The sequence below is a fragment of the Nibribacter ruber genome (genome assembly GCF_009913235.1).
Classification (GTDB): domain Bacteria; phylum Bacteroidota; class Bacteroidia; order Cytophagales; family Hymenobacteraceae; genus Nibribacter; species Nibribacter ruber.
Window position 1 is genome coordinate 689,438 of sequence record NZ_CP047897.1, and the last position, 19,453, is coordinate 708,890.

A 19,453-nucleotide genomic window follows, 5' to 3' on the forward strand; every position below is an offset into this window, starting at 1 on the left:
AACACATGCGTGATTTAGATATTCAGTCTGTAAAGCAACGGTTTGGGATCATAGGCAACTCGGCCTTGCTCAACCATGCCATACAGGTGGCAGTGCAGGTGGCCCCTACTGACATGACCGTGCTCATTAACGGGGAAAGCGGCAGCGGCAAGGAGTCATTCTCCAAGATCATCCATCATTTGAGCCCTCGCAAGCACGGCCAGTTCATAGCCATCAACTGCGGGGCCATACCAGAAGGAACCATTGACTCTGAGTTGTTCGGGCATGAGAAGGGCTCATTTACCGGGGCGCAGGAAGCCAGAAAAGGATATTTTGAGGTGACCAACGGCGGTACCATCTTTTTAGATGAGATTGGCGAGATGCCGCTGGGCACCCAGGCCCGCCTTTTGCGCGTGCTGGAAAACGGCGAATTCATCAAAGTGGGTTCCTCTAAGGTTCAAAAGACGGATGTGCGCGTAGTGGCGGCCACCAACGTGAACCTGATGCAAGCCGTAGAGCGCGGGCAGTTTAGAGAGGATTTGTACTACCGCCTGAACACCGTACCCATCTCCGTGCCGCCGTTGCGTGAGCGCGGCGAGGACACGCACCTGCTGTTCAGGAAATTTGCCAGCGACTTTGCCGAGCGCTACCATGTAAAGCCCATCACGCTGGTGCCAGAGGCCGTGCATGAACTTCTGCGCTACCGCTTTCCAGGCAACATTCGGCAGTTGAAGAATATTGTGGAGCAGATTTCCGTTCTGGAATATGAGCGCGAGATTTCTGCTGATACCCTGCGCAAGTATCTACCCAAAGAGCAGGTCAACCAATTGCCGGCCATATTGCCGCAGGACCGTTCCTCTGTAGATGGAGCCGGTAACTTTTCTGAGCGCGACCTGCTCTACAAGGTGCTCTTTGACATGCGCAAGGACATGAACGACCTTAAACAACTTGTGTTTGACATCCTTTCACACCAGCAAGAAGATGCCGAGTTGTTGAAGGCCAACAGTCATTTGTTTGATGAGGTCCGCTCCGTTGAAAAGCACGCGCCCGTTTACCGCGGCCCAGAACGCCGCGACGGCTTTGTGCTGGCCATGAATGAGGAGGAAGAAGACTACGAAGAAAAAGTAGAGGACATCTCACACGAAACCGAGGAAGAAAGCCTTTCTTTAGAGCACAAAGAGAAGGAAATGATCCTGAAAGCTCTTAAAAAGCACAACAACAAACGTAAATACGCCGCCAGAGACCTTGGCATTTCTGAACGCACCTTGTATAGAAAACTGAAGCAGTATGATATTGAAGACATGTAAGCAGGCCTCTGCCTGGGCAGTGGTCATTTGTTTGACGCTGTTCCTGGGTGGTTGTTATTCTTTTTCGGGGACTAACATTTCCGCTGATGTAAAGTCCATTTCTATTACTAACTTCAACAATGCGTCTGGCCAGGGGCCGGCAAGTTTGCAGCAGTGGGTGACCGAAGACTTTAGAGATTATTTCCAGCGCAACACCAACCTGCGGGTAATGCCCCAGGGCGGCGACTTGCAGATAGAAGGCCAGATAATGGGCTATTCCTTTAGTCCGGCGGCCATTCAGCGTACAGACTCCCCGGCCAACCAGGGCGGACTGGACCAGGCAGGCGCCAATAGATTGACTATAACCGTGCAGGTAAAATATACAGACACAAAGAATCCAGCCAACAGCTTTGACCAAAGCTTTAACAGCTTCTTTGATTTTCCTGCCAACCAAGACATTAACCAGATTAACAGAGGACAGATCAACCAGATCATGGATAGATTAATCTATAATGTGTTTACAAAAACCGTCGCTAACTGGTAACTTCGCAGGCCAGAACCCACCCATACGCATGAATAAAGCGGCATTTTTAAATATTATACGGCAAGTGGCCCCCATTCAGGACCAGGAAGTAGAAGACCTGGAAGAATTGGTGGCTTCATTTCCGTATTGCCAGACCGCGCATATTCTGCTGGCCAAGGCTGCGTATGACCGGGGCAGCATGCTCTCCACGCAAAAGCTGCGCAGAGCCGCCGCACATGCCTCTAATCGGCAGTTGCTGAAGCGCATTGTGTACGCACCTCCTATCCTGCAAACCACCCTGGAGGAAGAAGTAGCAGTTGAAGAAACACCATCCGTTTTTGGGCTAATTCCTGAAAATGAGGCCAAAAGCGCCTTCCCGGAAATCGCCCCAGAAGAAGGAATCCTGGAGGCTTTGGAGAACCTTTCTGAAGAAGAAAGCTTTGATGTTGAGGCGCAGCACCACCAGGAAGAATTTGAAGCGATAGAAGAACCACAGGCAGCTTATTCAGAGCCAGTTCCGCTTGATAACCTTTCAGATTCTTTAGAGGAGGTAGACGAGTCAGTACCTTCCCTTGAAGGCAATACCTCTAAAGAGGAGGATACTACCCAGGAGGAAGAAGGCCTTATCTTAGAAGAGGATTACGACCAATACACCATCGCAGGCACCCTTCTATCAGATTCTGAAGAAGAAACAGAAGAAGTTATCTACGCAGATGAAGATATTGCCTTTGATGAGCCGGTTGTAGGAGAAGAATCCCCGGAAGAGGAAATCCATTACCAACAACTAGAGACGCCGGATGCTTCTGAGGATTTGGTGGAGGAAGCCATCATTACTGATTCTAACCCTGTACGTTCAGAATTAGAAGCTTCTGCAGAGGAATCGTCTTTTGATTCAACGGAAGACGAAAATATTACTTTCGGAACTGAGCAGGATCAAAGTTCTTTTAACACGCAAGACGCAATAGAAGTTGAATCCAGTGAGGTTTCTAGTGATTCTACCTCAATCCCTGTTTCAGAAGAAAGTGGAAACAGGGAAAAAATAATCTTTGAAACTCAGGATGAGACAAGCATTGAAGTGGAACTGGTTCATGATTCTGAAGATGCCAGTTTTGATGTAAACGAGTTAGAAGAATTAACTCTTGCTTCTCCTTTAGATGCAGAAGATATCCAAGCGGAAACATTTAGCTCTATTGAGGCTGCCTTTGAAGAAGAGGAACCTGAAGCCCCAGAAACATTTGACCAGGTCCAAGAAAGATCAGAACAAGATGCAGTTCTAGTTTTTGCAGAAGTTGGAGAAGATATTCCTGCTGTCCAAGAAAAGGTTATAGCAGATTCTAATCCTACAATAGCTGCTGTTTTGGAGCCTTCCTATGAGGAGGATGAACTGTTCAGCCTGATGCAGATTGACAGCCTTTCTACGCTTTCGGCCCCTATCCCTAGCGTAAACCTTTCGCACGCTGAAATCATTTCTGAGCTTACCTCGCGTCCAGAGCCGGAGGAGTTTTCTCCAGAGGAAAATATCCTTCAAGAGGAAGCCGCGGCAGCAGCAGCCTACCAAGAGGAAGCGTTGCCAGCCTCCCCTGAATTAATTGAATTCGTAGCGGAGTTAGAAGGCAGAACGCCAGAAGAGAAAACAGGCCCCGAGGAGGTAGCGCCTAGTGCCTTCCCTATGCTGCAGATGGCGCCTGCCGCTGCCCATGAGGTAGACCCGGTTACTGAAAAGGATCCGTACCTGAGCATTTTCTACCACAACAGCCTCGCTTATTGGATGGACTCCAGCCGTTTGGGGGAAACCATTCAGTTACGCGATGAGCTTACCTCTAAGAAGCCGTACTACTTCCAGCCAGATCTTATTCTAGAGCACGTGAAGGGCAACGGGGCCTTGGAGAAGGTAAATAAGCCAATTGCCAAATTAGACCAGCAGCTCAACATCATTGATCAGTTCCTGAAGTCTAATCCCAAGCTTAAGAGCATGGCTCACCTGCAGCAGAAGAATGAGCCGCAGGAAGACCTTTCAGCCAAGAGCTCTAAGATTAAAAGGAACCTGGCTTCAGAGAATCTAGCTCTCATCTTCATTAAACAAGGCAAAATCAAGAAAGCGCTCAAAATTTATGAGCAGCTTATTGTGAAATTCCCCGAAAAAAAGAGTTACTTTGCCGAACAGATTGAAAAATTAAGAAACGAATTGTAACATGTATATTGCTCTGATCAGCGTCATTCTTTTCCTTTGCGTATTGTTGATATTGGTGGTTTTGTCCCAGAACTCCAAAGGAGGCGGACTATCCAGCCAGTTTGGCGGAGGCGGCACCAGCCAGCTAATGGGTGTGAAACGCACAGGAGACCTTCTGGAGAAATTAACATGGGGTTTCGCCATTGGTATCATTGTATTGAGCCTTAGTTCACAGTTTATTCTTTCTGGCAGCAATGACGCCGTAGAAAGCCGCAGCGTAAACGAGCAGCGCGCAGGCGCCGCCGCCCCGGCAGCAGCTCCGGCCATGCCACAGCAAAATGCAGCCCCTGCCCCAGCGGTAGCCACACCAGGTGCCGGTACAGACTCTGCTGCGCAATAGTAACAAAACCGATACTAACATAGCCCTTTATAGGACCCCGAGCTTCACCGCTCGGGGTCTTTTTTTGTCCTTCCGTTTTTGGCCTGTTTTCCTGTAAATACGCCAAAAACGACACATTTAGTAGAAGAACTCTGTCAAATCTACTATCTGTAAAACTGACTTGGCAGGACAGCCTTGAAAACTTGGCAGACAAACACTGCCAAAATGGACAAGAATGGCAGAAAATGGCATTTGGCACAGGAATGGCAATAAGGCTTGCGTCCCAGGCGCACAGATGCCGGGCATAGAAATAACCTAACCTTATATCATAACAAACCTATGGCATTAAACATCAAACCAATTGCTGGAACTGCGAACAGAGTGATTGTAGAGCCAGCTCCGGCAGAAGAAAAAACTGCTTCTGGACTTTACATCCCAGACACTGCCAAAGAAAAACCACAAAAAGGAACGGTAGTAGCTATTTCAGAGGAAGATGGTGAAGGCAAAAAACCATCTGTAAAGACGGGTGACCAGGTTTTATATGGTAAATACGCCGGTACTGAAATTTCTCTGGACGGATCAGACTACCTGATCATGAAGGAGTCTGACATCTTGGCGGTTCTTTAGTACCTCTCCTCCTATTGTATCTAAATCATCAACCATAACCATTGAAAGAATAGTATGGCATCTAAGAACATTACCTTCGACATCGAAGCCCGTAACAAAATCAAAAAAGGCGTTGACACGTTGGCCAACGCTGTAAAAGTAACCCTGGGCCCTAAAGGCCGCAACGTCATCATCGACAAGAAATTTGGCGCTCCTAGCATCACTAAAGACGGTGTGACGGTTGCCAAAGAAATTGAATTGAAAGACGCCGTTGAGAACATGGGCGCACAACTGGTGAAAGAAGTAGCCTCTAAAACCGCCGACATGGCTGGTGACGGTACTACTACTGCCACCGTATTGGCCCAAGCCATCTACACTGCCGGTTCTAAAAACGTAGCCGCTGGAGCCAACCCAATGGACTTGAAGCGTGGTATTGACAAAGCCGTTTCTAAAGTAGTTGAAAATCTGAAAGCGCAGTCAAAGAAGATTGAAAACTCTTCTGAGATTGCCCAGGTAGGTACCATCTCCGCCAACAACGACTTTGAAATCGGGCAGATGATTGCTGATGCCATGGACAAAGTGGGTAAAGACGGCGTGATCACGGTAGAAGAAGCAAAAGGTACTGAGACCGAAGTAAAGACCGTAGAAGGTATGCAGTTTGACCGCGGTTACCTGTCTCCTTACTTCGTGACCAACCCAGAGAAGATGGAAGCCGAGTTTGAGAACGCCTACATCTTGATTTATGACAAGAAAGTGTCTACCATGAAAGAACTGCTTCCGGTATTGGAGCAAGTAGTTCAAACGGGTAAGGCTTTGGTGATCATCTCTGAAGACGTAGACGGTGAAGCCCTTGCTACCTTGGTAGTAAACAAACTTCGTGGTTCGTTGAAGATTGCTGCTGTAAAAGCACCAGGCTTCGGTGACCGTAGAAAAGCCATGCTAGAGGACATCGCTATCTTGACCGGTGGTACTGTTATCTCTGAAGAGCGTGGTTACAAGCTTGACAATGCTACCCTGGACTATTTGGGTCAGGCTGAGCGCATCATTATTGACAAAGACAACACGACCATTGTGAACGGTAAAGGCGAGAAAGATGCCATTACGGGCCGTGTGAACGAAATCAAATCTCAGATTGAGAAAACCACTTCTGACTATGACAGAGAGAAGCTACAAGAGCGTCTGGCTAAATTGTCTGGCGGTGTAGCTATCCTTTACATTGGTGCCTCTACCGAGGTGGAGATGAAAGAGAAAAAAGACCGTGTGGATGATGCCTTGCACGCGACCAGAGCGGCCGTAGAAGAAGGTATTGTTGCCGGTGGTGGTGTTGCCTTGATCAGAGCCATTGACGCCTTGAACGACGTTGATACCCGCAACGAAGACGAGAAGACTGGTGTGCAGATCATCCGCACGGCCCTGGAGTCTCCTTTGAGAACCATTGTTTCTAACGCTGGTGGCGAAGGATCTGTGATTGTAAACGAAGTACGTGCTGGTCAGGCAGACTACGGCTACAACGCCCGCGACGACAAGTTTGAGAACATGTTTGCCGCCGGTATCATTGACCCAACCAAAGTAACGCGTCTTGCGCTTGAGAACGCCGCTTCGGTGGCAGCCTTGTTGCTGACTACAGAGTGTGTGATTGCTGATGAGCCGGAAGAGGCTGGTGCGGCTGCCGGTGGCGGAATGCCAGGCGGTATGGGCGGCATGGGTGGCATGATGTAATCATCCCTCCTTCAGCACACGCTGAATAAACAAAGAAACCCCGACCATAGACTTGGCCGGGGTTTCTTCTTTTACAGGAACTTCGTTTTTAGCCTCTTTTCTGGGAAAGAGGCTAAAAACGACCTTTATTGAATCTCCTTTATTTTGATGTTAATGGTATGAGGTGCTTTCTCATCGCCGCCAAAGTATGGGTACAACTGATAACCCTGCCCTTCACCAGAACAGCTGCGCTCATGCTCTACTTTCTTGTTTCTTACCTGGTAGGTGTATTTTCCATCTGTCAAAGTCAGTTCACAGACATAGGTTTTGTTTAGGTCAATGTCTGTGATCAAGGTAGAGGCGTTCTTGCCGTCTTTGTACGAATAGGCGTGCAGTTCTAACTTCCCTTTGTACCATCTCCAACCAAAGCGCGCACTGGATACGTGGTGGAAAGCCCCACAGTCACTCATGCCATACAGCTTGTTGATGTCAGCCTGATTATTGGGATCTTTGGTGGTATAAATGGCTGTTGAATCAAACTTCACTTCAAACTTAATCTTGCTCTTAGTGAAAGTCTTCAGGGGATTAGTGGTCTCATGGCGGCCGGCCGCAATCTCATAGTTGATGCCTTCTTCCGTTTGGGGCAAATCTGTCTGGGCAGGCTCCAGCAGTTCTTCTACAGAACAGGAAGAAAGAAAGATGGCGGAAAGAAGAGTGAAAAGAGTAAATCGTAAAGGTTTAGTCATATAGAAACGGTTAAGTAGCACAAAACTACTTGGTTACCTAACCATCAACAATAGTCAATTACACTTCCTTGGGAGGTTACAATAAGGTTGTTGTAATAGTATTATTCATTCTCCCTTTTCTTGCGTAGCCTCTCCTACTTTGGTTCATAGCACATGTTATATAAATCTTCCATGGTGCCTTTGAAAACATTGAGATCAGCGTTGCCTTTGATGCCCTTTAACCTTCCCGTATCTGTATGTTGCCAGAAAGACCAGTTGTGGTTATTGATTATATGACCGTTTTCTGGCGTGTAATGAGCTAGCCACAAAGGATAATCGTCGAAATGCCCGGCCAGGTGCTTTTCATAAAAGGCGTAGTTGGTGTAGATGATGGGCTTTAGGTCATACTCCTCCTCCACCGCATCTAGCCAAATCTGCACGCCTGCTCGTATTTCTTGGTCAGACTGATGGTTGGTTACCTCCACGTCCAGCACCGGAGGCAAATCTCCTGCTTCTAAATGCACCCGGTCCAGGAAGTTCTTGGCCTGCTCTTCTGCATTTCTAGCGGGAAGAAAAAAGTGGTAGGCCCCCCGCAGTATGCCATGCTTTTTAGCCGACCGCCAGTGTTTGGAAAAGTAGCGATCCTGGTGTTGCACACCTTCGGTGGCTTTGATGAACGCAAAGGAGATGTTTTCGTTTTTCACCAGTTTCCAGTCAACCTGCTGCTGATGGTGCGAAATATCCAGTCCCAGCACTTCATAGTCATTGGGCTGAAAAGTGGTAAGGGTTTTGGTCTGGGTGGCCTCCTCTACCTTGTGTCTGAAGAATGCCAGCCTTCCGCCTTCTTTGTAATACTCTATGCCCAGCCTAAGCACCAGAAAACCCGCTACGCCCAAAAGCAAAGGCTTCCAGAGCGACGAGGTGGTTTCTCTACCGGGAGAAACTTTTTTAGAAGGTCTTTTAGGAGCGCGTCTGGTTGTCATAGAAAGGAAGAGAACTCCAAAGATACGAAGCAGTTGCGGTACCAAAAAGAAAGCCCCGCTGATTAGGTCAACGGGGCTTCGGTATTAAGAAGACGTAAAGACTAAGCGCCTCTGCCGTGCATCATGTACAACAACTTCTTGGCAATGGCTACCAGTAGCAAACCAGCGGCAATCACAAAGCCGGCAATAAGCCCAAACACTTGCAATGGTCCCAGAATCTCTACATATGAAGCAATATAGCCACCAGCAATCTGGGCCACGAACGGCGCCAGGAACCAAACCCCCATCAGCATGGAAGTATAGGCCAATGGAGACAAACGGGAAACCATAGACAAACCGATAGGCGACAAACATAGCTCACCAATGGTATGGAAGAAATACGTGGCAATTAACCAGAAGATGCTGGCTTTGACTGCCTCATCCTCTACGTTGCCGCCGCGCTGCATCACTGCACCCACCATGAACAAGAAACCAACTCCTAAGAGAATCATGCCCAAGCCCATCTTCACAGGAATGCTCAAGTCTTTGCCACGCTTGCTCAAAGAAAGCCACAGATTAGCGGTCAAAGGCGCAAAAGCGACAATGAACAATGGGTTCACAGACTGGAACCAAGCCGTAGGAATCAGGAAGCCGAACACCTCGCGGTCAATGTATTTGTCTGTATACAAGGAAAGAGAAGAACCTGCCTGCTCAAAACCTGCCCAGAAAAACACCACAAACAGCGTAATGATGAAAATCACGGCCATTCTGTCTGTTTCCTCCTTGGTCAAAGGCGTCTTCTCCACTGGGTTGTTTTTGTCCACCTTGCCGTCTGGCGCCACGCCCACGTTGCCCAAATATTTTGGAGCCAACAGGTTGAACGCCAGCTGGCCAATGATCATACCAATACCAGCAGCCAGGAATCCGTAACGGAAACCATACTCACTAACAGTAGTGACACCGTCTACCACAGTTTTTGTGGCGAAAATATCCTCAGCTAAAATACCGCATACCAAAGGAGCCGCGAAGGCCCCCACGTTAATACCCATGTAGAAGATGGTGAACGCGGCATCGCGGCGGTGGTCACCTTGCTCATACAGCTTGCCTACAATGGCAGAAATGTTGGGTTTGAAGAAACCGTTACCAATGATAATCAACAACAGGCCCACGGCGGTCATCATAGGAATGCCCATAATGGCCCCCATGTTGGTCATGTCTGGGGTTGAGAACAAGGAAAACTGCCCCAAGGCCATCAACACACCGCCTATCAAGATGGAACGGCGCTGCCCAATGTATTTTTCTGCTAACCAACCGCCAATAATGGGCGTGAAATAAACAAAGCCGGTAAAGTAGCCGTAGATGAGATTACCGGTAGACTCTGCAATGCCAAGCCCACCCGCTACGGCAGCTTTTGTTAAATACAGGATAAGAAGTCCCCGCATTCCGTAGTAGCTGAATCGCTCCCACATCTCGGTGAAAAAAAGTAGGTAGAGCCCTGGCGGGTGACCTTTCTTAACGGTTGTTTCTTGCATGTGTACTGGAGAGTTTTAGTAAGTGATTATTTGTTAGATGGTGTTTTTTGAGAATTTCGTAAAAGTAAATGTATCACCTTAGATGCATTTATTCAAATATGCGTTCTTTTTAATGAATACCGGCCAGCTCTGAGAAACATATAAAACAAACAGCCGTTAGGGTTTGCTATTATATCCCCTCTTTTTTGTAATTTTGTTAAACCAAGGCACACCGTGCCTTTTTCCATTATCAAAAATCAATTTTCAAACCTCCTTATGAAAGAATTTGGCAAGAAATCATCTGCAATGGACTTAACCAGCTTAGGAATTTCACAAGCAAAAGAAGTGTATTGGAACCTGACTCCCGCTGAGTTAGTGGAAGAAGCACTCAAAAACGGGGAAGGTTTCTTGACTGATACCGGTGCCCTTATGTGCGACACCGGCAAATTCACCGGCCGCTCTCCTAAAGACAGGTTTGTAGTGAGAGACGAAAAAACGGAGGACTCCGTATGGTGGGGTGATGTGAACATTGCCTTTGAGCCAGCCAAGTTTGAGGCCCTGTACCAAAAAATGATTGCTTACCTGGCAGACAAGGCTCTGTATGTGCGCGATGCCTATGCGGGCGCCGACCCAGAATATCGCCTTAACCTGCGCATTGTCAACACCATGGCCTGGCATAATCTCTTCTGTAACAACATGTTCCTGCGTTTGACAGAAGAAGAGCTTGAAAACCATAATCCTGAATTTACCATCATCTGCGCCCCAGGTTTTGAGGCAGATCCTGCCGTAGACGGTACGCGTCAGCCTAACTTTGCCATCATCAACTTCTCCAAGAAGATGATTTTGATTGGCGGAACTGGCTACGCCGGAGAAATGAAAAAAGGTATTTTCTCAGTCTTGAACTATATCTTACCGCATGAGCGCGAGACTTTGTCCATGCACTGCTCTGCCAACGTAGGCAAAGACGGTGACACGGCCATTTTCTTCGGCTTGTCAGGTACTGGTAAGACTACATTATCCGCTGACCCTAACCGCGGTTTGATTGGCGATGATGAGCACGGCTGGACCAAAGACAGCGTCTTCAACTTTGAAGGAGGCTGCTACGCCAAAGTGATTGATCTTTCCAAAGAGAAAGAACCACAAATCTGGGATGCCATTAAATTTGGTGCCATTGTAGAAAACACCCGCTTTGTTGACGGAACCCGTTCAGTAGACTATACAAACAAGTCTGTTACAGAAAACACGCGCACGGCCTACCCTATCAACCACATTGACAATGCCATTGAGCCGTCTGTGGCTTCTATTCCGCAGAACATCTTCTTCTTGACGGCAGATGCGTTTGGTGTATTGCCTCCTATCTCTAAGCTGAACAAGAGCCAGGCCATGTACCATTTCATTTCTGGCTATACCGCCAAGGTAGCTGGTACTGAGGTGGGCATCACCGAGCCACAAACTACCTTCTCTGCCTGCTTTGGAGCTGCTTTCTTACCATTGCACCCTACCAAGTACGCAGAGATGCTGGGCAAGAAAATGACTGAGAACAACGTGAACGTATGGTTGATCAACACCGGTTGGACTGGTGGTTCTTACGGAACAGGTTCCCGCATGAAGTTGCCTTACACCCGTGCCATGATCACGGCGGCCTTGAACGGCGAGCTGAACGACGTAAGCTTCACCAAACACCCAATCTTCGGAATGGAGATGCCAGAGTCTTGCCCGAACGTACCAGCAGAAATCTTGAACCCACGCAACACCTGGACCGATAAAGACGCCTACGACCAAAAAGCAGGCGAACTGGCTAAGGCCTTCGTGAAAAACTTTGGGAAGTATGCAGACTATGCCAACGAGGAAATCCTGGCTGGTGCCCCAGAAGTGGCGGTAGAAGCGTAAGCACGTTCCTTCCTATACCTTTTAAAAGAAAAGCCTTCTACAAAGTAGAAGGCTTTTCTTTTTGATTCTTTTTCCGTTTTAAGGCTACTTCCTGGAAAACAAGTCAAAAACTAGTAAGTATTGTATAAGGCCTATTCATTATTTACCTTTTAAATAGTTGGTTCTTCCTGGAGTATATACCCATCGCCTAAGTTCTTGACTATTTTAAAACGATATGGATAATTATTCTTATTCAGGAAGTCTTTGAAGGAGTCTACGCCCCAATACAAAATGATGGTCTTACTCGCTTTGTCTTCTTTGAATGCATGGTGTATGACCCCAATACGATGTTCCTGTGAAATGTTTGGAATATAGCCATGCCCCAGAAAATACAGTTCCTCCGTGCCATTGGTATATACATGAGGATGTTGAAGCAGACGTTGGCCCTCTTGGGTACTTAAAAATTTTGCAACTCCCGTTTGTTTGGCTTGCCACCTGGAATAGCCCACAGAGTTCGCCATTTCTTGCTGCCATAAACCAAAGCCCTTTTGAAAGGTATACCAGCAAGAGAATAGTGTCAAAAGCGTTACAGCGCCTTTAATGAAAAGGTGATTCTTCTGCCGGAACAAGGATTGAATGCCTAGAAAAACCAATGGCAGAGCGGTGAAGTAGGCAGGCGCCACCAGTCTTGGTTCAAAGGCGCCGCTCGCCTGTAACAAGGCAGTCATCAGGATAAAAAGCAGGTAACCGCCCGTATGTCCAACCAGTAAATACACCAACAGTCGCTTAGAAGGTTGGTCAGTTATTTCTCTCCTGATGAATACTCCAAATAAAAGCCCTAAAACCACGAGCCCTGCCCCAGCCAGGAAAACAAATCCAGGTTGCTCATAATAAGGAAAAGCCCACTCCCATACCTGTTGCACGGCATTCACCAGATTGTACTGGATGTACTTAAGCTCAACGGTCCTGTCGGCGCCACTCACGCTATGGGTTACCAGGTAATTTCGGGCAAGCCAACCAGCCAAGGGAAAACTAGCCAAAAGCCCAAAACCCATGCTATGCAAGAACCTGCTTTGCCAACTCTTCTTCAGAAACATTAAGAACGACAAACAGATGAACGCAATCAGGAAGACTCCGCTGTAGCGTTGCAAGCTGGCGCCCCAAGCCACCAACAGTAAACAGAAGAACAAGTGCTTGCCAGGGTTTTGGAGATAGCGGTACAGCAGCACGATTAGGATTAACGTGAAAGTAATGTACCAACCTTCTGTAATGAGCGTGGTATAGGATATAATGGAGTAGATAGACGTTAAACTTAAACACAAAGCCATCGCCCGTAACCAATTAACAATGTTTAGGTTAACCAGTATAATGTTCAAAAAATAGGCAGTGAGAAGAAAAGAGGAAACAGCCAGGAATAGACCGCTCACCGTGACAGGAATTCCCACCCATTGGAATGAAGCTAGTGCCAATGGGTACAGGGGCGGCCAGTTGGAATAAGCCCTTCCATCATAGGCTAGAAACCCTTTCCCGGCGGCAAGATTCTGGGCAGTGCTGGTAAAGGCAATGGAATCACCGCTTTGGACGGGCCCGTGCAGAAACCCCGGCAGAAACACCCAAAGCCCGACCAGCAGAACTACCGCTGAAATCAAAAGGCTGCTTCCCTTTATTTTTTGTAGCATTCAGAATATATTTCAGGTTATTTGCAGAAAGCAAACCCGCAAAGGTCTAAAGATAGGTATTATGCACGTTTTCTTCACTCCAGACATTATTCCCACTTCTACTTCTTACACCTTGTCTGAGGAGGAGTCTAAACATTGTGCACGGGTGCTGAGGCTGGGCATAGGTGACATGGTGCAGCTGATAGACGGAAAAGGGGGCCAATACCTGGGCCAGATAGCCGAGGCCACCGCTAAGAAAACCACACTCCAAATTCTGGAACACCATTCCACAGAGGACCAGTGGGCTTTCAAAATTCATATTGCGGTGGCACCCACCAAAAACATGGACCGCATGGAGTGGTTTGTGGAGAAGGCCGTGGAAGTGGGCATTGACGAAATTACCTTCCTGCAGTGCGCCCGCTCAGAGCGCAAAGCACTCAACCTGGAACGCCTGGAGAAAATTGCGGTGAGCGCCATGAAGCAGTCACTTAAAACGCATTTACCCCGCCTGCATGAACTCACCAGGTATGCTGATTTTATCAAAACCGTTCCCGTGGAGAATACCTTCATTGCGCATTTGGTAGAGGGCCAGGAGCGGCATTCGCTCGTGAAAAGCATTTCAGGGAATAATCAATATACCGTTTTAATAGGCCCAGAAGGCGATTTCTCTCCTGAAGAAGTGCAGCTAGCCTTAGACAGAGGCATAAAACCTGTTACCCTTGGATCTAGCAGACTGCGCACCGAGACCGCGGCTTTAGCCGCCTGTCATACCTTTCACGTGCTGTTAGACGTTTAACGTTTTGGCCTATTTTCCAGAAAACAATGCAAAAACGGTTCTTGCTTCTTTCGCTGTTTCTTTCGCTTGGCATTGGCCTGGCCACCGCACAACGGCCTAGCTTCACGATTGCGCGCCTCAAGTACGGCGGCGGCGGAGACTGGTATGCCAATAAAACCTCCCTGCCCAACCTCATCAATTTCTGCAACCGCGAATTGAAGGCCAACATTGCCCCGCAAGAAGAAACCGTGGAGCCCGGCAGCCCCGAGATTATGGATTATCCTTTCGTGCACATGACGGGCCACGGCAACGTATTATTCACCGAAGGCGAGGCCCAGAACCTGCGCAAATACCTCATTGGCGGTGGCTTCCTGCACATTGATGACAATTACGGCCTGGAAAAATTCGCGCGGCGTGAGATGAAGAAAGTCTTTCCAGAACTGGAATTCGTGGAGATACCGTTCAACCATCCGGTCTACCACCAGAAATTTGACTTCCCGCGGGGGTTGCCTAAAATCCATGAGCATGACAATAAGCCTCCGCAAGGTTTCGGGTTGATTTATCAAGGCAGGTTGGTTTGCTTTTTCTCGTATGAAAGTGATTTAGGCAACGGCTGGGAAGACCAATCGGTGCACAATGACCCCATTGAAAAGCATATGGCTGCTTTGCGCATGGGTGCCAACCTGATTTCTTATGCCTTGACTAATTTTTAAAAAATTTCAATTTGCAGACCCCGGCACAAGCATCCGCTTGTGTCATAGTTCATTTCAAAACTCACTCACTCCAATCACTCACTTTAAATCCGTTTTTGGCTTATTTCCCAGGAAACAGCCCAAAAACGGATTCTCTTTTTAAGTCCCTTCCCAACCGCCAGTTTTGTGGTACTCAGAACTCTTTTTTGTATTTTTGAGGTTGTAGCCAGAGTAACTGGTAGAAGCGCATGGAATTAGCAAGACTAGAGATTAAAGGCTTTAAGAGTTTCGGGGATAAGGTCACCATTAACTTTGATAGCGGCATTACCGGTATTGTAGGTCCTAATGGCTGTGGCAAGTCCAACATCGTGGATGCTATACGCTGGGTCCTGGGTGAACAGAAAACCCGAAACCTACGTTCAGACAAGATGGAGAGCGTTATCTTCAACGGCACCAAAAACCGCAAGCCCCAGCAATTAGCCGAGGTCTCCCTCACCTTCAACAACAACAAAGGCATTCTGCCCACAGAATACTCGCAGGTCACCATCACGCGCAAGTACTACCGCACCGGCGAGAGCGAATACCTACTCAACAACGTCACCTGCCGCCTCAAGGACATCAATGACCTGTTCCTGGACACCGGGATTGGCTCAGATTCCTACGCCATCATTGAGCTAAAGATGGTGGACGATATTCTCAACGATAAGGACAACTCGCGCCGTACCCTGTTTGAAGAGGCCGCAGGTATCTCTAAGTTCAAGGTCCGGAAGAAGCAGACCATGCGCAAGCTGGAAGAGACTGACGCGGATTTGGAGCGTGTGGAGGACGTCTTATTTGAGATTGGCAAAAACCTGAAAAGCTTAGAGCGCCAGGCTAAGACTACCGAGAAATACTACTCTCTTAAAGACGAATACAAAAAGCTTAGCCTGGAATACGCCCGCCGCAACATCGGTCACCACCAAGAGGCCTTGGAGCGTCTGGAAAATGACCTGAAGAAAGAAACGGAGCGAAAAGGCGGTTATTCAGAGGAGCTGTTGGCTTTAGAGAATGCGCTACAGGAGCAGAAGACCTTGGTAGACCGCACGCAGTTACAGTTGCAGAACACGCAAAAAGAAGTGCACGAGCACACCAGTCAACTGCGTCAGCTGGAGAATGAAATCAAGCTGAAGAGCGAGCGCAAGTTCTACCTACAGGAACGCGCTAAAACCCTGCAAAACCAAATCAGCCAGGACACCACCAACATTGGGCAGACTGAGGCCAGCTTGGGACAGTTGCAGAATGACTTGGAGGATATTCAGGAAGAATTGCTCATCTCAGAAGAGCAATTAGGCTTGACCAAGAAGGAGCTGGAGCACGTCAATCAGCAGAAAACCGACCTGCAAAAAGAAGTGCAGGAGAAAACCCTGGCCCAGCGTCAGGTGCAGAACGAGGTGTTCACTCTCAACAAGAGCATTGAGATTACGCAAGTTCAGATTCAGACGCACCGCGCCGAACTGGAGCGAATGCAACAAATGGAAGGCTCTGAAAATAGTCTTCAGTTACAGTATGAGGACGCCTTAGCTGAAACCCAGCAACAATTAGAAGAAGCCCAGGCGAAATTGGTATCCCTGCAAGAAGCCGAAAGACTCTTGCAAGAGGAAATGACCAACACCGAGGCCACCTTACATGAATACCGTCAGCAGTTAATAGACATCAACCGTCAGCTGGACTCTAAAAAGAACCAGTATACCTTGACCAAATCTTTGGTGGACAACCTGGAAGGCTTCCCGGATGCCATCAAGTTCCTGTACAAGTCCAAGACATGGCAGAAGCCGGCTCCGCTCCTGTCAGACATCATCTCCTGTGACCAGGAGTACAAGGCCTTGATTGAAAGCTACCTGGAGCCGTACATGAACTTCTTCGTGGTAGAGACCGCCGAGGACGCCGTAGAGGCCATTCATCTACTCAACAACCAGAACAAGGGCCGCGCCAACTTCATCATCCTTTCGGAAGTGGAAGATCTGGACGTTCCTGCCACCATCAGCACGCCAAAGTATAAAGCCGCCCTGGAGACCGTGGCCTCTGAGGAGAAATACCATCCATTGTTGCGTTACATGCTCAATGAGGTGTACATCAGTAGCACCTCAGACACAGAGTTGTATCTGAGCGATGGCCGCACGTACATCTTAAAGGACGGGTCAGTCATCAAAAAGCCATTGAGCGTGTCTGGAGGTTCAGTAGGCTTGTTTGACGGTAATAGATTGGGCCGTAAGCAGAACCTGGAGAAATTGGCTGAGGAACTGGAAGCCTTGAAAGAGCTGGCCGAGCTGATGAAGACTAAAATCAGCACGCTCCAGCATGTGTTGCAGAACCAGAAGAACGGAACCCAGGCAGACGCCATCCGGGTTCAGGAACGTGCCATCAATACTTTACAGCAGGAATTGATTAGCCACAAGGTACGCTATGAGCAGTTCCAGTTGAACCTGCAGAACCAGGCCAGCAAGAAGGATGAGTTGTTTGAGAAGATTCAGGATTTAGGCGAAACCTTAGCCGACCTTCTCCCCGATTCTGAGAGCAAGAACCTAGCCTTAAAAAGCTATGAACAAGAACTTGCTGGCTTAACACAAGTTCTTGACAAACAGAATGAAATCATTGCTGAGGTAAGCAGCATCTTTAACCAGGAGAACATCAAATTCCACCAGTTAAAGAACCGACTGCAGAGCATCCAACAAGAACTGGCCTACAAACAAAAGACGGTCATGAACCACCAGGAGCGCCTGGTGCAGTTGCAGGATGAACTGGCCCGCGCCGAAGATGAGACTGCCACCCTTGAGCAGTTTGTGGAGGACCAGTCTTTCCAGTTGGAGGAAGGCATGGTGCAGAAAAAAGACTTAGCCCAGCAATTGGATGAAGTGGAGAAAGCCTACTTCCATTTGCGCGGCGAGGTGGATGAGAAAGAGAAAGCCATCCGGGAGTTGCAACGCAAGAAGGAGAATACTGATGAAGTGTTCCAGTCCATGCAACAGGCCATCACCGATACCCGCATCAAATTGGTGGCCGTGATAGAGCGTTTGTCCGCCGAGTTCAACATGAGCCAGGAAGACCTAGCCGAGGCCCCTACCGAAAAGCTGGACATCTCCAATGAAGAATTGAGCCAGCAGGTAACTACCATCAAGCACAAGCTGGAGAACGTAGGCCCGGTGAACCCCATGGCCGCTGAAGCTTACCAAGAGATTGAGACCCGTCACCAGTTCATCCAGACGCAGAAGAATGATTTGGTGGGTGCCAAGCAACAACTTCTGGACACCATCGCGGAAATTGACACGGTGGCCAAAGAGAAGTACCTGGAGGCGTTTGATCAGATTAAGGACAACTTCATGCGCGTGTTCCGGTCCCTGTTCTCAGAGGAAGACACTTGTGACCTATACATCCAAGACCCAAGCAACCCGCTGGAGTCTAAGATTGAGATCATGGCAAGACCTAAAGGCAAGCGTCCATTGACCATTAACCAGTTGTCTGGTGGTGAGAAGACCTTAACGGCCATTTCCCTGCTGTTTGCAATCTATCTGTTGAAGCCTGCCCCGTTCTGTATCTTTGACGAGGTAGATGCACCCTTGGATGATGCCAACATTGACAAGTTCAACAACATCGTTAAGAAATTCTCCGGTGACTCCCAGTTCATTGTAGTGACGCACAACAAGCGTACTATGATCTCTACCGATGTAATCTACGGCATCACCATGCTGGAGGCAGGCGTGTCCAGAGTAATTCCGGTAGACTTGAGAGAATTGGCACCCGAGCCTGAGGAGGTAGCAGCTCTTACGGCGTAGCCTATTAGCAGATTTTTAAATGTCCCGTTTTTGGCGTATTTCTCAGAAAAGAGGCCAAAAACGGGACATTTGTTATTAGAGGCTTTTCCCCCAGTCAAAGCTATTGCAAGAATTTAAACTGAGAGCGCAGTTCCGAGATTTCCTGTTCCTCCTTTTCCTTTACCCATTCTTTCCGCTTCTTATGAAATGGGAAAAGCCGTTTTTGGCCTATTTCCGAGAAACAAGGCTAAAAACGGCTTTATAAAGATATTTAAATTTTATCGAACGCCTTGGCTTGGGTATTTGGCGGTAACGGTTCTGTAGAAATTCAATATCTTTTCCATGTCGGCGTCAAAGTCTCCGGTTGGTTGGATCATAGGCCCTATGCCTGCTTCTTTTTTGGCATAATCCAGGTAGCCCATCACTATGGGAACGTTGGCACCCAAAGCGGTATAGTAGAAACCTTTCTTCCAGCGGGGTTGGTATTTGCGGGTGCCTTCTGGTGTTACCAGCATCACCAGTTCGTCGCGTTCCTTAAACAAATCCACCATGGCGGCCACCAAGTTGTTGTTCTTTTTGCGGTCCACGGGTATGGCGCCTAGGGCTTTCAATAAGGGCCCCATGGGGAAGACGAAAGCCTCTTTTTTAATTGTAATCTTCACGGGAACACCCATTAAATAGAAAGCTGCCCGCGCATAGATGAAATCCCAGTTGCTGGTATGAGGTGCGGCAATCATGATGGCTTTTTTAACGCCATGCGGCATCCCGCCATTCAAGGTCCAGCCAGAAAGTTTAAAGATGGATTTAGCGAGCAGGTTTCCAAACATAGAAG

General features: G+C 48.1%; 15 protein-coding genes. 10 read left to right on the plus strand and 5 right to left on the minus strand.

Features of this window, described 5'->3' with window-relative positions; all coding sequences use genetic code 11:
• Nucleotides 1–5: 5 nt before the first annotated feature.
• The 6 genes from GU926_RS02980 (at nucleotide 6) to groL (ending at nucleotide 6,662) form a co-directional block, all read left to right on the plus strand.
• The gene (locus tag GU926_RS02980; RefSeq protein WP_160688868.1) at nucleotides 6–1,286 is read left to right on the plus strand and encodes a sigma-54 interaction domain-containing protein; all 1,281 of its coding nucleotides are present in this window, start codon (nucleotides 6–8) and stop codon (nucleotides 1,284–1,286) included.
• Nucleotides 1,267–1,809 (plus strand): LptE family protein, encoded by a 543-nt coding sequence (locus tag GU926_RS02985; RefSeq protein ID WP_160688870.1) that lies wholly within the window; start codon nucleotides 1,267–1,269, stop codon nucleotides 1,807–1,809. Before GU926_RS02980 ends, GU926_RS02985 begins: the two co-directional genes overlap by 20 nt.
• 247 nt (nucleotides 1,810–2,056) lie before the next feature.
• A complete protein-coding gene (locus GU926_RS02990; protein ID WP_160688872.1) occupies nucleotides 2,057–3,979 on the plus strand; it encodes a tetratricopeptide repeat protein in 1,923 nt (640 codons plus the stop codon).
• A 1-nt stretch (nucleotide 3,980) separates the two neighbouring features.
• Complete coding sequence (gene secG / locus GU926_RS02995; protein ID WP_160688874.1) at nucleotides 3,981–4,358, plus strand: preprotein translocase subunit SecG; 378 nt, start codon at nucleotides 3,981–3,983, stop codon at nucleotides 4,356–4,358.
• Nucleotides 4,359–4,676: 318 nt separating this feature from the next.
• Nucleotides 4,677–4,964, plus strand: a complete 288-nt coding sequence (locus tag GU926_RS03000) for a co-chaperone GroES (protein WP_066511250.1) — start codon at nucleotides 4,677–4,679, stop codon at nucleotides 4,962–4,964.
• Between the two features lie 54 nt (nucleotides 4,965–5,018).
• Nucleotides 5,019–6,662 (plus strand): chaperonin GroEL, encoded by a 1,644-nt coding sequence (groL, locus tag GU926_RS03005; protein ID WP_160688876.1) that lies wholly within the window; start codon nucleotides 5,019–5,021, stop codon nucleotides 6,660–6,662.
• Nucleotides 6,663–6,787: 125 nt separating this feature from the next.
• Here the strand turns inward: groL and GU926_RS03010 are convergent, their stop codons facing one another.
• The 3 genes from GU926_RS03010 to GU926_RS03020 all read right to left on the minus strand — a co-directional run bounded on the left by GU926_RS03010 (nucleotide 6,788) and on the right by GU926_RS03020 (nucleotide 9,860).
• Nucleotides 6,788–7,387 carry a hypothetical protein gene (locus GU926_RS03010; RefSeq protein ID WP_160688878.1) on the minus strand — a complete coding sequence of 200 codons (600 nt, stop codon included), beginning with the start codon at nucleotides 7,385–7,387 and terminating at the stop codon, nucleotides 6,788–6,790.
• Nucleotides 7,388–7,521: 134 nt separating this feature from the next.
• Entirely contained in the window at nucleotides 7,522–8,349 is an 828-nt protein-coding gene (locus GU926_RS03015; protein ID WP_160688880.1) for a glycoside hydrolase family 25 protein, read from the minus strand.
• Nucleotides 8,350–8,450: 101 nt separating this feature from the next.
• Nucleotides 8,451–9,860, minus strand: coding sequence for a peptide MFS transporter (locus GU926_RS03020; RefSeq protein ID WP_160688882.1), 1,410 nt, complete (start codon nucleotides 9,858–9,860; stop codon nucleotides 8,451–8,453).
• A gap of 255 nt (nucleotides 9,861–10,115) precedes the next feature.
• Between GU926_RS03020 and pckA the strand changes: the two genes are divergently transcribed.
• Nucleotides 10,116–11,729 (plus strand): phosphoenolpyruvate carboxykinase (ATP), encoded by a 1,614-nt coding sequence (gene pckA / locus GU926_RS03025; RefSeq protein WP_160688884.1) that lies wholly within the window; start codon nucleotides 10,116–10,118, stop codon nucleotides 11,727–11,729.
• Nucleotides 11,730–11,878: 149 nt separating this feature from the next.
• On the opposite strand, the gene GU926_RS03030 is transcribed toward pckA, so the two are convergent.
• Complete coding sequence (locus GU926_RS03030) at nucleotides 11,879–12,763, minus strand: hypothetical protein (protein ID WP_160688886.1); 885 nt, start codon at nucleotides 12,761–12,763, stop codon at nucleotides 11,879–11,881.
• Nucleotides 12,764–13,448: 685 nt separating this feature from the next.
• Between GU926_RS03030 and GU926_RS03035 the strand changes: the two genes are divergently transcribed.
• From GU926_RS03035 to smc, 3 genes are all read left to right on the plus strand, one after another.
• The gene (locus GU926_RS03035; protein ID WP_160688888.1) at nucleotides 13,449–14,162 is read left to right on the plus strand and encodes a 16S rRNA (uracil(1498)-N(3))-methyltransferase; all 714 of its coding nucleotides are present in this window, start codon (nucleotides 13,449–13,451) and stop codon (nucleotides 14,160–14,162) included.
• Between the two features lie 26 nt (nucleotides 14,163–14,188).
• Nucleotides 14,189–14,854 carry a DUF4159 domain-containing protein gene (locus GU926_RS03040; RefSeq protein WP_160688890.1) on the plus strand — a complete coding sequence of 222 codons (666 nt, stop codon included), beginning with the start codon at nucleotides 14,189–14,191 and terminating at the stop codon, nucleotides 14,852–14,854.
• Nucleotides 14,855–15,081: 227 nt separating this feature from the next.
• Nucleotides 15,082–18,642 (plus strand): chromosome segregation protein SMC, encoded by a 3,561-nt coding sequence (gene smc / locus GU926_RS03045; protein WP_160688892.1) that lies wholly within the window; start codon nucleotides 15,082–15,084, stop codon nucleotides 18,640–18,642.
• Between the two features lie 257 nt (nucleotides 18,643–18,899).
• On the opposite strand, the gene GU926_RS03050 is transcribed toward smc, so the two are convergent.
• Nucleotides 18,900–19,448, minus strand: coding sequence for a lysophospholipid acyltransferase family protein (locus GU926_RS03050; RefSeq protein ID WP_160688894.1), 549 nt, complete (start codon nucleotides 19,446–19,448; stop codon nucleotides 18,900–18,902).
• Nucleotides 19,449–19,453 lie beyond the last annotated feature (5 nt).

Excerpts from the sequence above, each read along its gene's own strand:
- GU926_RS02980 (WP_160688868.1), top strand. The coding sequence starts at position 6 with ATGCGTGATTTAGATATTCAGTCTGTAAAGCAACGGTTTGGGATCATA.
- GU926_RS02985 (WP_160688870.1), top strand. The coding sequence starts at position 1,267 with ATGATATTGAAGACATGTAAGCAGGCCTCTGCCTGGGCAGTGGTCATT.
- secG (WP_160688874.1), top strand. The coding sequence starts at position 3,981 with ATGTATATTGCTCTGATCAGCGTCATTCTTTTCCTTTGCGTATTGTTG.
- GU926_RS03000 (WP_066511250.1), top strand. The coding sequence starts at position 4,677 with ATGGCATTAAACATCAAACCAATTGCTGGAACTGCGAACAGAGTGATT.
- groL (WP_160688876.1), top strand. The coding sequence starts at position 5,019 with ATGGCATCTAAGAACATTACCTTCGACATCGAAGCCCGTAACAAAATC.
- GU926_RS03010 (WP_160688878.1), bottom strand. The coding sequence starts at position 7,387 with ATGACTAAACCTTTACGATTTACTCTTTTCACTCTTCTTTCCGCCATC.
- GU926_RS03015 (WP_160688880.1), bottom strand. The coding sequence starts at position 8,349 with ATGACAACCAGACGCGCTCCTAAAAGACCTTCTAAAAAAGTTTCTCCC.
- GU926_RS03020 (WP_160688882.1), bottom strand. The coding sequence starts at position 9,860 with ATGCAAGAAACAACCGTTAAGAAAGGTCACCCGCCAGGGCTCTACCTA.
- pckA (WP_160688884.1), top strand. The coding sequence starts at position 10,116 with ATGAAAGAATTTGGCAAGAAATCATCTGCAATGGACTTAACCAGCTTA.
- GU926_RS03030 (WP_160688886.1), bottom strand. The coding sequence starts at position 12,763 with ATGGGTTTTGGGCTTTTGGCTAGTTTTCCCTTGGCTGGTTGGCTTGCC.
- GU926_RS03035 (WP_160688888.1), top strand. The coding sequence starts at position 13,449 with ATGCACGTTTTCTTCACTCCAGACATTATTCCCACTTCTACTTCTTAC.
- GU926_RS03040 (WP_160688890.1), top strand. The coding sequence starts at position 14,189 with ATGCAAAAACGGTTCTTGCTTCTTTCGCTGTTTCTTTCGCTTGGCATT.
- smc (WP_160688892.1), top strand. The coding sequence starts at position 15,082 with ATGGAATTAGCAAGACTAGAGATTAAAGGCTTTAAGAGTTTCGGGGAT.
- GU926_RS03050 (WP_160688894.1), bottom strand. The coding sequence starts at position 19,448 with ATGTTTGGAAACCTGCTCGCTAAATCCATCTTTAAACTTTCTGGCTGG.